The sequence below is a fragment of the Kribbella sp. VKM Ac-2568 genome (genome assembly GCF_004345365.1).
Taxonomy (GTDB): Bacteria; Actinomycetota; Actinomycetes; order Propionibacteriales; family Kribbellaceae; genus Kribbella; species Kribbella orskensis.
Window position 1 is genome coordinate 1 of the sequence record NZ_SLVF01000009.1, and the last position, 12,035, is coordinate 12,035.

General features: G+C 68.5%; 10 protein-coding genes and 2 tRNA genes. 1 reads left to right on the forward strand and 11 read right to left on the reverse strand.

Annotation, left to right across the window (positions count from 1 at the left end; all coding sequences use genetic code 11):
- Positions 1–344: 344 nt before the first annotated feature.
- The 4 genes from EV648_RS25475 to EV648_RS25485 all read right to left on the reverse strand — a co-directional run bounded on the left by EV648_RS25475 (position 345) and on the right by EV648_RS25485 (position 4,503).
- Complete coding sequence (locus tag EV648_RS25475; protein ID WP_158294063.1) at positions 345–632, reverse strand: hypothetical protein; 288 nt, start codon at positions 630–632, stop codon at positions 345–347.
- 66 nt (positions 633–698) lie between these two features.
- Positions 699–872, reverse strand: a complete 174-nt coding sequence (locus EV648_RS42700; RefSeq protein ID WP_158294064.1) for a hypothetical protein — start codon at positions 870–872, stop codon at positions 699–701.
- A 142-nt stretch (positions 873–1,014) separates the two neighbouring features.
- Positions 1,015–3,813 (reverse strand): LuxR family transcriptional regulator, encoded by a 2,799-nt coding sequence (locus EV648_RS25480; RefSeq protein WP_132296783.1) that lies wholly within the window; start codon positions 3,811–3,813, stop codon positions 1,015–1,017.
- 616 nt (positions 3,814–4,429) lie between these two features.
- Positions 4,430–4,503 (reverse strand) — tRNA-Ile (locus EV648_RS25485).
- A gap of 179 nt (positions 4,504–4,682) precedes the next feature.
- Between EV648_RS25485 and EV648_RS43355 the strand changes: the two genes are divergently transcribed.
- A complete protein-coding gene (locus tag EV648_RS43355; protein ID WP_199234819.1) occupies positions 4,683–4,826 on the forward strand; it encodes a hypothetical protein in 144 nt (47 codons plus the stop codon).
- A 57-nt stretch (positions 4,827–4,883) separates the two neighbouring features.
- On the opposite strand, the gene EV648_RS25490 is transcribed toward EV648_RS43355, so the two are convergent.
- From EV648_RS25490 to EV648_RS25520, 7 genes are all read right to left on the reverse strand, one after another.
- Positions 4,884–4,956: transfer RNA gene (locus tag EV648_RS25490), tRNA-Asn, on the reverse strand.
- Positions 4,957–5,070: 114 nt separating this feature from the next.
- Positions 5,071–5,613, reverse strand: coding sequence for a hypothetical protein (locus EV648_RS25495; RefSeq protein WP_132296786.1), 543 nt, complete (start codon positions 5,611–5,613; stop codon positions 5,071–5,073).
- Positions 5,614–5,642: 29 nt separating this feature from the next.
- A complete protein-coding gene (locus tag EV648_RS25500; protein WP_132296789.1) occupies positions 5,643–6,560 on the reverse strand; it encodes an RNA polymerase sigma factor RpoD/SigA in 918 nt (305 codons plus the stop codon).
- A gap of 360 nt (positions 6,561–6,920) precedes the next feature.
- On the reverse strand, positions 6,921–8,822 hold the full coding sequence (dnaG, locus tag EV648_RS25505) for a DNA primase (RefSeq protein WP_132296792.1): 1,902 nt from the start codon (positions 8,820–8,822) through the stop codon (positions 6,921–6,923).
- Between the two features lie 45 nt (positions 8,823–8,867).
- Positions 8,868–10,109 (reverse strand): NAD(P)/FAD-dependent oxidoreductase, encoded by a 1,242-nt coding sequence (locus EV648_RS25510; protein WP_132296795.1) that lies wholly within the window; start codon positions 10,107–10,109, stop codon positions 8,868–8,870.
- 115 nt (positions 10,110–10,224) lie between these two features.
- Positions 10,225–11,478, reverse strand: a complete 1,254-nt coding sequence (locus tag EV648_RS25515; protein WP_132296798.1) for a deoxyguanosinetriphosphate triphosphohydrolase — start codon at positions 11,476–11,478, stop codon at positions 10,225–10,227.
- Between the two features lie 107 nt (positions 11,479–11,585).
- On the reverse strand, positions 11,586–12,014 hold the full coding sequence (locus tag EV648_RS25520; RefSeq protein ID WP_199234820.1) for a nuclear transport factor 2 family protein: 429 nt from the start codon (positions 12,012–12,014) through the stop codon (positions 11,586–11,588).
- Between the last annotated feature and the right edge of the window lie 21 nt (positions 12,015–12,035).

Below are 12,035 nucleotides of genomic sequence, written 5' to 3' on the forward strand. Positions count from 1 at the left end.
GTTGAACGCCTTCGAGATCACCTTCGACGGGCGACTGTCCGCCGGACGCAAGTAACCCAGAGATCAACAGTTACACCGAAAACTAGACAGACCCGCGCGTCGGCCTGGACACGGGGCATCGGGTGTTCAGTCTTCGTGGGGTAGGCCGATGGTGAGGACGTTTCGCCGTGGTTGCCAACTCCGGTGAGGATGTGCAGCTTGGCCGGTCGCGGTTGGGTGTCGCGGCCGGTAGCGGGTACGCGGCAGAGCCGGACCTCGAGGCGGTTTTCGCCGGCGTTGTGGCGCTAGATGGCCTAGCGGGTCATGGATAGGACGTCCCAGAGGCGAATGCCGTCGCCAACGGCTCACTCTGGTTCGGGTCCAGGCTTTCCAAACGGATCGAACACCCCGCCACCGTTGTCGTCGCGACGGCAACCGGTCACCGCCAGGTGACGCGGCGCCCAACTGTTCGCACGGCAGACCTCGCCCTGGATCTGGGTGACGAGGTGGTCGACCTTGAAGTGCTGATTGAGGTACGTGAAGCCGGTCGCGCCTTCGTAACGGTCGGTGCTGCCGGTGAACTCCTGGGTGCCGCCGGCGTGGCCGAGGCCGGAGGCGGTGTCGACGTTGCCGATACTCGTCTCGAGCGCCATCAGCGTCGACCGCACCACTAAGAGCCGCGGCCAGGGCGATCCGCGAAAGGGGTGAACGCGCAGTTCTCAGCCGTTGTGGCGAGCGGTGAGTCCGAGCCCGAACGGTCTGGCGAAGGCGATCGTCTTCGCGACGTCGCCGGCAGACGCGCACTGCACGACCTCGCCGGGCGGAATGTCGTCGAAGTTCGCGATCGCCGGCCGGTGCGCCGCGTCATACCACTGAGAACCGGGCCGGTACATGACACCGCCGACCGCCCGCCAAGAGCAGCCCAGTGCGCGTCCGACACACCGTCCCCCGATTCTCCCGGCACCGTGGTCGTGCATGGTACGGGTCGGCGCCGGGGTGCGCGCTACGCCTCGACAAGCATTGGTTCGCCGGCAGTCACCGCTCGCGCCCTTCACGATCGCCTTCGAGCCCGAGGCGGACTGCCGCCGCCGCGGCCTGGACCCGGGTCTGCACCCCGAGCTTCTCGAGGATGTGCGTTACATGCACACTCGCGGTCTTCGGGCTCATGTACAGGGCGGCCCCGATCTCACGGTTCGTCTTGCCGTCCGCGACCAGTGCGAGGACCTGCCGCTCGCGGTCGGTCAGCGGCGCGATGTTTCCGGCCTGCTCAGCGATCGCCTGAACGTGGTGCTCGCCGGCGGACTCCTCGAGCTGGATCCGCGCGACTTTGCCGAGGTGCATGATCTGCTCCAGCAACGGCGCGGCGCCGAGCACCTCGGCGGTCTGACGTGCGGCGTCGAGCTCGCGGGCTGCCTGTTGGCGCGCCCCTCGCTGAGCGCGTCGGCCGAGCATCGCTTCGGCCGCCCGGAAGCGGGATCGCGCCTCCGGGTATGGCTGGCCCAGCCTGTTCCACTCCTGCGCCGCGGTGAGCCAGGCGGCGGGGTCGGGGTCGCCGAGCAGCCGCGCCCGCTCGCCCTCGACCGTCGCTGCGACGGCCGTTCCGGTCCTGTACTCCAGCGATCGTCCCAGCAGATCCACCAGACGCTCGAACGCCTCGCGGGAACCGACATCGACCGCCGCTTCGAGACCGACCAGCAGCAGGACTCCACAGCCTTGCTCGTCCGCGGTTCCGTGCAACACCTCGGCAGTCGACAGTGCAGCCGACAACGCTTCGGACGCTCGACCTTCCAGCAGGAGCACGGGCACCTGCGTTTCGGCGAAACCCAGCTTGAAAATGGGCTGGTCACCCTGTTCGAGGCGCAGCGACCGCTCCCGCAGCTTGGCGGCGGCGGCGAGGTCACCGCGCGCGGCGTGAACCTGCGCGAGCGGGATCTCGATCATGCCGAGCCCCGCCCACTCGGCAGGATCGGCGCCCCACGTCAAGGCCTCGTCCCAGCGTCCCGCATCGAACAAAGCGGTGACCAGGTTGCCCTCCATGACGTCCTCGAGCCAGTAGCGCTCGATCGTGAGGCGACGCAGCTCCGGCCGGACCAGATCCACGATTCCGAGGACCCGATCGGTCTGGCCCAGCCGCCAGAGCAGATCGGTGAGGCAGACCGCGGCGAGAGCAATGTCCTCGGGCTGGGCGAGTTCGCGGGCGATCGACAGCGCGCCTTCCATGTGTTCGCGGGCCTCGTCGAACCTCAGCCTGCGGTTGGCGATGGTGCCGAGGGAGGCCTGACAACGACAGATCGTGCGCCTGTCGCCGAGGCGACGAGCGATATCGAGTGCGAGCAGAGTCACCGGCTCCGCCTCGGTGTCACGCGTGCAGGTGCTCAGTGCCACACCTCGCTCGCAGAGAATCCGGGCGCGGGTCGCCTCATCCGCGGGTGCCGTCAACTGCTCGGCTCGCGCGAGGTCATCCAGCGCGCCGTCGGTGTCGCCGAGGCCGACCCGCAGCCAGCTACGGCCGAGCAGGGCCCGAACGACGACGGCGTCGGGCGCGTCGGGGTGGGCGAGCGGGTCGTCCAGCACTGCGAGCGCCCTGTCCTGCTGGCCAACGCCACCGAGCAGCGAGGCGGCCATGTCTGCCAGCTCCAGGGTCCCTGGCAGCTCGTCGCCCGGGGATGCGGCGAGGTTCCGCACCGACGATGCGACCGCGTACCAGTGCCCGGCCTCGGCGGGCGCATATGCCGCCTCCGCGGCGCGGGCCGCCCGCACCGACCACCTGAGGGTGGCGTCACGATCGTCGGCGCGACGGTACTGCTCGGCCACCTCCGCCACCGCCGACGCGCTCGCGTTCTCCGTCAGCTGATCCTCGAGGTGCTTCCCGAGCCTGGCGTGCAGGCCGCGCCGCTCCGCGGACAGCAGTTGCTCATATCCGACCTCCGCGAGGACGGGATGCCGTGCGGTCGTACCACGCGCAACATCGCGGATGACCAGTCCCGAGTCGCACGCTTCCCGCACGGCGCCGGTGTCACCACCGACGGCGGCCGACATGTCCTCGTCGGTCAGGGGACGAGCCAGGGTTCCGGTCGCAGCGACAACGAGCCGTGCGGCAGGCGACAGATCCTGCAACCGGGCCGACAGCACCTGACGTAGCGACGTCGACACCGTCGAGTCGCCGTCGACCAGCTCGGCGCTCAGATAGGGGTTGCCGGTGCTGCGTTCGTAGACGCTCGCCACCTGGGCCCCCGACAGGACAGGCTTCAGCCCGCTCAGCTGTTCGGCGGTCTCGTCGAGTGTGAGCCGGCGCAAGGTCAGGTCCACGACCGCGGGATTGCGCAACTGCTCGGCAAGCCAGCTCCGGTGTTCGGGCCCACCGTCATCATCCCGCCACGTGAGCATGACCAGCAGCCTGCGTTCTGGCAGGTTGCGCGTCATAAATGAAAGAAAGTCCAGGGTCGAGCGGTCGGCCCAGTGCACATCCTCGACCACCAGCACCGTCCCCGCTGGCGAGCGGTCGTCCAGCCCTTCGCGGAGCGTGTCCAGCGCCCACGCGCGGCCCGCCGCAGCAGACGGGAAGGGCTCCGCGGTAACACCGCCGCCGAGCACACCCCCCAACGCGGCATCGAGTCCGCTGTACGCCGTCGTACCAGACATCGGGGCGCAGGCACCGCGCAGGATCCGCACACCGTCGCCGGATTGCGCGTCGAGAACCGACCGGACAAGGAAGGTCTTTCCGATCCCCGCCTCACCGCGGACCATCGCGGCCGCCGACCGATTCGGCAGATCCGCGATCAACCCCCTCAGAACTGCGACCTCGACCCCTCGTCCGACCAACAGGCTGGCCATGCTCCATCATGCGCCCGATCGCAGGCTCGTCTGGCACCCGGGGCGCCGGTTTGTGCCGCCGGCGTCCCAGGTCCTCGCTCAGATCAACGCCCCTCACGTCGGGCCACGTCGGCTACGCACACCGAGAGCGAAGACGCACGCACCTCCCGCGGCCGCGGCATGAACCGCGGTCGCCGCGAACCGGTCGGCGCGGATCGTGCAGGTCAAGACCCCCACCCGTGGGTGGCGTGGTCGCTCCTCTGATTGATCCCGACCGACCGGCACACTGCGAACCCCATCATGCCGCTACCTGACCGCGGCGAAGGGATGACGGCAGCCCACTCCCGGGCCTGCCACCGCTGGGGGATACCCCGGCCATGACGAGCGCTACGTCCACACCCCAACGAATCCCCCACAGGAGTTCCGCAGGCTCTCATTCTCCGCTGTTCAGAGATCATGCGCCGGACGGCGCCGACGTCAAGGCCCTTCGACCGCTATCGCGGTCGGGCTACGCCCGAGCCCTGACCCCGACGCCTTACCTCGGCGCGTGCCGATCCCCAGCGAACAAGCAGAACAACGGTCACAAGCACCTCATGACCGGCCCCGCTCCTTCAGGGATGACCTGCGGTTTCTTGGGTGGGGCGGGTGGGACTCGAACCCACGACCCAGGGATTATGAGTCCCCTGCTCTAACCGGCTGAGCTACCGCCCCCGTGCGCGGAAGGATGCGCTCGCAGATGGTATCGGGTTTGGTGGGGGGTGGGGAGAGAGGGCTTGCCGTACCGCGGGGGGTGGCGGCGGGGAAACCAGGGGTGGGTCAGGGGGATGACGGACGGGGTGTGGGCCTGGGGTGGGGGATGATGGGGGTCAGGTCCTACGAAGGGAAGTCTGATGGGCTGGTTCATTCTGCTCGTGCTCATTGTGGGCGCGGTGGCGGCGTACAAGTATCGGGTGCCGTTGATCGCGAAGCTGACCGGGCAGCCGCAGCACCGGATTCAGCGGGCTATCGACAAGCGCAAGGAGAACCGCGGCTGACGGGGGCCTTGGACGGCAAAGAGGCCGGTTCCTGAGTGGAACCGGCCTTCTTGGTTGCTCCCGCGACTGGACTCGAACCAGTAACCTGCCGGTTAACAGCCGGCTGCTCTGCCAATTGAGCTACGCGGGATCGTTCTACTTCCCTGCCCTCGATCCCCGAAGACCTGAGTAGGTTAGCAGGCGCCCGGCGAACTACAAAAACGGGATTCGCCTGCCGGACCGGGGGTCTGAGGTCGCTGCCAGGTCAGATTCCGAACTCGTCGCGGACCGCCGCGAGAGCCGCCTCGGCGCCGTCGACGACACCTGGCTGATCGGGCTCCAATCCCTTGTCCAGAACGAAATTCCAGAACACCGTGTCGTTCAGGTCGGCCGGGTTGCGGCGGCCGACGACGCGGACGCCCTTCTTGCCGGCCAGTGGGACGTGGCGCTGGATCAGGACGCTCGCGTCGATGCGCTCGCGGAGCAGTTGCCCGAAGCGGCCGGGGTCGTCCACCTTGAGCTCGGTGGCGCGCAGCGGAGTACCGAAGGCGGTGGTCTCGTAGACGTGCAGGACTGACGCCTCGGAGTCCCAGCCGGCCCGCTCGATCTTCTCCCAGCCGACCCGGCGGACGGCACCCTCCGTGTCGGTCGGGAGATACACCGCCGCACGACCGCCGGCGACCCACTTACCGTCGGTGAGCTGTACTGCGGCAAGGATGTCCTCCTTGCCGCCCGCGGAGTGCCTGGAGGCGACCTGGACCGCCTCGGTGAGCTCCCGCGGCCACGACGTACGACGAAGTTTCAGCACAGCGCCATAATCGCAGCCGGGTCCAAGCGTCAGGCGGCGTACTCCCGCAAACCGATGCGGCACCTCTTTCGGAGCTCGCGGAGGGCCTCTGCCTCCAGGGCGCGAACACGGTCAGGATCAAGCCGGAGGATCGCCGCGGTCTCCTCGACTGTGGACTCCGCCACACCCCGCAGGCCGAAGCGGAGCCCGAGGATCGCCTGTTTGAGGTCGTCCAGGAACTCGAGCTGGTAGTGCAGGTCGCGCCGCAGGGCGGCTCGCAGGACGATAGCCTCGTCGTCCACGAGCTGGTCGGTCTCGTCTAGGTCGAGGGACTCCGGGCGGATCTTCCAGGCGTGAGCTCGTTCGACCCGGGCGACGGTCAAGGATGCGCCGACGGCCAGCTCGGCGGTGGACGGCTCGCGGCCTAGCCGTTGAGTGAGCTCGCGCTGTACTGCGGTGACGCGGCCGGCGTCGGTGTACGCCTGGGCCGGCATCCGGACGAGCCGCGACCGGTCGGAGATCGCGCGGCCGATGGCTTGGCGGATCCACCAGATCGCGTACGTCGAGAAGCGGTTCCCCAGCCTGTGGTCGAACCGCTCCACCGCCCGCATCAGCCCCAGGTTGCCCTCCTGGATCAGGTCGAGCAGCGAGATTCCCTTGCCGGTGTAGCGCTTGGCAAGTGAGACGACCAGCCGGAGGTTCCCCTCGATCATTCGCTGCCGCGCCGCTTCGCCGAGCAGGACGATCGCCTCCAGGTCCGCGAAGCTCGACGAGTCCGCGACGTCCAGATCCGCGATGGTCGGAGGGTCCGGGGCATCGAGTAAGCGCTCGGCGGCCAGCAGCCCCGCCTCGATCCAGTAAGAAAGCTCGTTGACCTCCTCGACGGTCAGTAGTTCATGACGTCCGATCCCGCGCAGATACGCCACCAGCGCGTTCACATCGGCGGAGTCGCAGTCCAGCTCGGCCATATCGGTTTCCCCTCTGTCACAAGGGATACTGCCGCGATTCACCCGCCCGGAACGGACTACTTCGAGATCGGTGGACAACTACCCTAAGTAACCACCGAGTAACAGAAGGCCTGTGGATGACCGCCCCGGCAACCCCCCGAAATGGCTTACCCTGCCGGCTTGCGAGCCTCGATCAGGAACGCCACCAGTCTGCAGGTCGAGGGCCGACTCGACACCCGCCAGCCGCTCACCGATCAACCACTGATACGCCCAGGACGGCCACTGCTCGGTCGCGCCCCTCGAACCAGGAGAGTCCCACCCCTCGGTCGGTACGGAGTTCCCTCCGCGACCAGATCCTCGAGGCTCCTTATCCAGAACCCGTCAGATGGCGCCTGAGATGGCTTGTTCGCGGAGTTCGGCGCGGTAGCGTTCGAGGGCGATGAGCTCGCCGAACATGCGGTTGTAGTCGTCGGCCCGGTCGATCGGGTTGGTGCGCTGGAGCTTCGACTTCAGGTCGGCGATGCGGCGCAGACAGGTGAGCTCCTGCAGTCGAGCAACGTGGGCTCGCGCGTACTGCTCGTCAGGCTCACGCCCGAGTCGCAGCGGATCCACCGCAAGGGCACTCACCACAGCAGCGGCCGGATCGTTGCCCATGGCCTCCCGTACTGCTACCACCCACGCCTCCCCCGGCGCAGCCAGTGCCGGACCACCCGCCTTCGCCATGGCGGCGCGTACTGCGGCCAGCCAGGGATGCGTGAAGTCCTGGTCGTCCAGTTCGTCGAAGGAGGCACCCACCAACCGCGGGTGCTGCATCAGGATCTTCAGGACGTCCCACTCGATCACGAAGCGCTGGTCCCGTGGCGACGGCAAATCCACGCGCGGCGGCGGAGGCGGCTCGGTCGTCACCTGCACGGGCCCACGCTCGGGAGCGGAAGGCACCGGCGCGGGACGGGAAGCAGCGCGGTGTACTTCGGTCCGGACCTGGTCGACCTCCATGCCGAGATGCCCGGCCAGTTCGCGCGTGAAGGCGTCCACCTTCGACCGGTCCCGGATCGAGATCACCAGGCGAGCCGCGTCGCGCAGCGCGTCGATCCGCGTATCCGCCCGGTCGAGGTCGTACTTCGACAACACGTTGGACAGCACGAACCGGTACAGCGGCACCCGCCGCCCGATCAGTTCGCGAACAGCCGCGTCACCCTTCTGCAGCCGCAGGTCGCACGGGTCGAGCCCGTCCGGTTCCACCGCCACGTAGGTCTGCGACGCGAACGCCTGATCACCTTCGAAGGCCTTCAACGCAGCCCGCTGACCAGCGCTGTCCCCGTCGAAGGTGAAGATCACCTCGCCACGGAACTGGTCGTGGTCCAGCAGCAACTGCCGAAGCACCCGCGCGTGGTCGTCGCCGAACGAAGTACCGCACGTCGCGACAGCGGTCTGTACCCCGGCCAGGTGACACGCCATCACGTCGGTGTAACCCTCGACCACGACGGCCTGGCGGCCCTTGGCGATCTCCCGGCGCGCGAGATCCACGCCGTACAGGACCTTGGACTTCTTGTAGATCGCGGTCTCACCGGTGTTGAGGTACTTGGCCTCGATCTTGTCGTCGTCGAACAACCGGCGCGCGCCGAAGCCGATCACGTCGCCACCGGCATCGCGGATCGGCCACATCAGCCGGCCGCGGAAGCGGTCGTACAGCCCGCGCTGCCCGTCCGCGGAGAGCCCCGCGGCGACGAGTTCGCTGTTGGTGAAGCCGCGGCCGCGCAGGTGTGCGGTCAGCGCCTCGCCACCGCGCGGTGAGAACCCGACGCCGAACAGCACCGCGGCGTCCCGGTCGAAGCCGCGCTTGTCCAGGAACTGCCGGCCGAGCATCGCCTCCGGAGCCCCGAACAGCTGCTCGGCGTAGTACTCCGCGGCGACCCTGTGAGCCTCGACCAGCCGCGGCCGCTGGTTCGGCTGCGACCGCGGCATCGGCGCGCCGGAGTCCTCGTAGCGCAGCTGGATGCCGACCTTCGCGGCCAGCGTCTCGACCGCCTCGTGGAAGCTGATCTGGTCGATCTTCTGGATGAAGTCGATGACGTCGCCGCCCTCTTGGCAGCCGAAGCAGTAGAAGAAGCCCCGGGCCGGCGTGACGTTGAACGACGGCGACTTCTCGTCGTGGAACGGGCACAACCCCTTGAGCGACCCACCGCCGGCATTCTTCAAGGTCACGTACGAGCCGACCACGTCGTCGATCCGAGCACGCTCGCGCACGACCGCGATGTCCTCTTCCTTGATCCTGCCTGCCACGCGGTGAGTCTACGGTCCAGCCGCAACGATCGGGACCACTGGGCCCTAGACCTCCGAGAGGTCGGTGGACGAATCGGCCAAACGAGCGGGGTCGACCTGCTTCTTGGAGCGGATCAGGTCCTGTACTGCGTCCAGCGAGCCCCAGGTGTTCACGTGCATGCCGGCCAGCACGTGATTGTCGTCGTCCAGCCAGAACGCCAGGTACGCGCCCGACGCCGGGTCACCCCGGAGCACCACGTGGTACGACGTGCCGCGCGGTACGTCGCCGGCGTACTCCATGCCCAGGTCGTACTGATCCGTGAAGAAGTACGGGAGCGCGTCCTGGGTCACCTTCTGGCCGAGCATCGCCTTGGCTGCGGTCTTACCGCTGTCCTTCGCGTTCTGCCAGTGCTCGACGCGGATCGAGTGGCCGAGCAGCGGGTGATCCCAGCGGACCACGTCACCGGCGGCGTAGACCTCCGGTACGGACGTGCGCAGGTCCGGCCCGGTGACGATGCCCGAGCCGTCTTCGCGGCTGGCAACCTCGATACCCGCGGCCTCGGCGAGCTCGGTGTTGGGCTGTACGCCGACTCCGACCACCACCAGGTCTGCCGGGAGCACGTCGCCGGTGGAGGTACGCACCCCGGTCACGTGGTCGTCGCCTTCGAAGCTCTCGACGCCGACACCGAAGCGCAGGTCGACGCCGTGCTGACGGTGCAGGTCCGCGTACAGGTCCCCGACCTGCTCCCCCATCACCGACGCGAGCGCGGTCGACTGCGGCTCGATCACGGTGACCTCGCTGCCACGCTCGCGCGCCGCCGAGGCCGCCTCCAGGCCGATCCACCCGGCGCCGACGACGACCACCCGCGGCTTCGCGGCGTACGCGTCGGTGAGGGCCTTGGACTCCGCCGCGGTCCGCAGGTAGTTGATGCCGGGCAGGTCCGCTCCCGGCACGTCGAGCTTGCGGACGCGGCTGCCAGTGGCGATCAGGAGCTTGTCGTACTCGACTTCGGAGCCGTCCGCGAGTGTCACCTTGCGAGCGCCCGTGTCGATCGCGGTCACCTTCGAGCCGAGGCGCAGGTCCACGTTGTTGTCGTCGTACCACGCGCGGTCGTGGAGCTGAGCGACCTCCGGCTGGTCCTTGCCGAGCAGCACGCCCTTGGACAACGGGGGCCGCTCGTACGGCAGCTCGTTCTCCTCCCCGATCAGCACGATCGGTCCGGTCCAGCCCTCGGTCCGCAGCGTCTCCGCCGCGGTCGCGCCCGCCAGGCTCGCTCCGACGATTACCATCCGCTCTGAGTCGCTCATGGCAAGACATTAATCCTTCAAGCGTCTTCGGGCGCGTTCATCCGGAGATGCGGACGGTAGGAGACACCATGCGGATGCGCCCGGGCGCGACTTCCGGGCCCGCATGCGTACTGCGTCAGCGGGTGACGAGTTGGGCGTGCCATGCCTGGGCTGAGGGATCGGTCAAGGAGGCGACCTGGTCGATGATCACGCGGAGCCTGGCGTTGTCGTCGGCCGCCTCGGCGAAGTCGGTGGCGAACGGCAGATCCAGGTGACGCGGCGCCGACTTCCAGAGCGCCTCCACCAGTTCGGTCAGCAGTTCGCGCTGGACCGCCCTGCGAGCCTGCCGCTCCGGGGAGTTGAGCACGTGGAACATGCCGATCCCCTTGAGCAGCGCGATCTCGGTGCGGATCCCGTCCGGCACGATCAGGTCGGCCTCGTAGCGAATCAGCCGGGACCTGCCGAACTGCGCGTGCGTCGCCTGCTCGGCCGCAGTACAGAACCGGCCGATCAGTTGGCTGGTCAGGTCCTTGAGCCCGCCGAGTGAGCGCCGGCTGTCGTCGAAGGCGGCCCTCGGCCAGTACGGCAGCCCGGTCAGCCGCCGCCAACCCTCGTCGAGGTCCACATCCGTTGCCTCGGACAAGTAAAACCGCCGCACCGTATCCCAGTACGGCGCCCGCTCGGCGCCGACCTCGTCCAGATCGATGTGATGGGCAACGATCCCGTCCTCCACGTCGTGCACGGAGTACGCCACGTCGTCCGCGAAGTCCATCACCTGCGCCTCGAGACACCGCCGGTACTGCGGGCCCGGGCCGGCGGCGGAGTCCACCCCGCGGCGCAACCACTCGAACACCTCGGCGTCATCGTCGTACACCCCGAACTTGCGCTCCCCGTCACGCCGGGGCCACGGGTACTTGGTGGCGGCGTCGAGGGTCGCGCGGCTGAGGTTGAGCCCGACGCTGCGACCGGCCGGGTCGAACGTCTTCGACTCCAGCCGGGTCAGCAGTCGCAAGGTCTGCGCGTTGCCCTCGAAGCCGCCGATCTCCTCGGCCAACTGGTCCAGCGCCCGCTCGCCGTTGTGCCCGAAGGGCGGGTGGCCGAGGTCGTGCGCAAGGCAGGCCGCGTCCACGATGTCTGGATCGCAGCCGAGGGTGCTCGCCAGTTCGCGACCGATCTGGGCGACCTCGAGGCTGTGGGTCAGCCGGTTCCGGACGAAGTCGTCGCTGCCGGCCGTGACCACCTGGGTCTTGGCGGCGAGCCGGCGGAGCGCAGCGCTGTGCAGCACGCGGGCACGGTCGCGCGCGAAGGCCGTGCGGCCGGGCCGTTTGACCGGCTCCGCCACCCACCGCTCCGCGTCGTGCTCGTCATACCCCTCATGCTGCTTCCTCATCAGGGCCCAGACTAACCACCGCGACCGACACTTTCGCCAACTCCAGTTGGCTTGCGTCCGAAGAACTGCCGAGCCGTCTCCGCGGTTCATCGGACGCAAGCAGACGGTCAGCCCCAGCCGCCCTGGACCATCGTCTGGAAGTGCCACTCGCCGGCGACCTTGAGCAACAGGTCGCCGTACCGGATCGGCTGGGTGTGGCCGCCGTACGTCATCGTGCCGTCGGTGATCACGAAGACCAGGCTGGCGGACAGGAAGTGCGGCGTCCGGCTCGTCTCCATCGTGACGTCACCGCCGCCGCCCATCACCTCGGCCATCTGGGCCACGAACCCGGCCCGGTCGAACTGCTCCGCCTTCGCCTGCCCCTTGCCGTCGTCGGTCACCTCGTTCAGAGGAAATAAGGCCTGGTCGGCCATCCCCTCGTAGTCCTGCGCCGCCGCCAGCCCGTCGTACCGCTCGAACCAGGCCTGGACGCCGGCCAGATCCGCCGCGTCCGGAACGTACCCGGACGTGCTGGGCATGCTCTGCGTCTCGCTCAAAACGAACTCCTCCACACCGTC

What these genes read in the sequence shown, in the direction of transcription:
- EV648_RS25475 (WP_158294063.1), bottom strand. Translation starts at nt 632, where the DNA reads ATGGCGCTCGAGACGAGTATCGGCAACGTCGACACCGCCTCCGGCCTC.
- EV648_RS42700 (WP_158294064.1), bottom strand. Translation starts at nt 872, where the DNA reads ATGTACCGGCCCGGTTCTCAGTGGTATGACGCGGCGCACCGGCCGGCG.
- EV648_RS25480 (WP_132296783.1), bottom strand. Translation starts at nt 3,813, where the DNA reads ATGGCCAGCCTGTTGGTCGGACGAGGGGTCGAGGTCGCAGTTCTGAGG.
- EV648_RS43355 (WP_199234819.1), top strand. Translation starts at nt 4,683, where the DNA reads ATGGGCTGGTTCATTCTGCTCGTGCTCATTGTGGGCGCGGTGGCGGCG.
- EV648_RS25500 (WP_132296789.1), bottom strand. Translation starts at nt 6,560, where the DNA reads ATGGCCGAGCTGGACTGCGACTCCGCCGATGTGAACGCGCTGGTGGCG.
- EV648_RS25510 (WP_132296795.1), bottom strand. Translation starts at nt 10,109, where the DNA reads ATGAGCGACTCAGAGCGGATGGTAATCGTCGGAGCGAGCCTGGCGGGC.
- EV648_RS25515 (WP_132296798.1), bottom strand. Translation starts at nt 11,478, where the DNA reads ATGAGGAAGCAGCATGAGGGGTATGACGAGCACGACGCGGAGCGGTGG.